The following is a 272-nucleotide window of genomic DNA, read 5'->3' as shown; positions in this document are numbered from 1 at the left end:
ACTGCGGCGTCGCGAGCTCGGGCAGGAACGCCGCGATGAGGTTCTCGCCCGCGCCGAAGCCGATGTTCGAAACGACGACGAGCACCATCGCGAGCCACACGTCGCCCGGGCCGCACAACGCGAGCGCGGCCGTCCCGGCGATGCACACGACGGTGCTGGCCGCGAGCAGGCGCTTCTTGCGCGCGCGCAGGTCGGCCCACGCGCCGAGCAGCGGCGCCGCGAGCATCACGATCGCGTACGACACGGACAGCGCGCAGGTCCAGGCAAACGTC

At 72.4% G+C, this 272-nt stretch carries 1 protein-coding gene; it reads right to left on the bottom strand.

Annotation, left to right across the window (positions count from 1 at the left end; translation table 11 throughout):
* Nucleotides 1–272: MFS transporter (locus tag GUI70_RS23225; RefSeq protein WP_161884570.1), on the bottom strand; the 272-nt coding region annotated here is incomplete at both ends.

The sequence above is a fragment of the Deinococcus alpinitundrae genome, from assembly GCF_009982895.1.
Classification (GTDB): domain Bacteria; phylum Deinococcota; class Deinococci; order Deinococcales; family Deinococcaceae; genus Deinococcus; species Deinococcus alpinitundrae.
The sequence above is the reverse complement of the archived record's forward strand: the minus strand, read 5'-3'. Positions and strand labels throughout refer to the sequence as shown.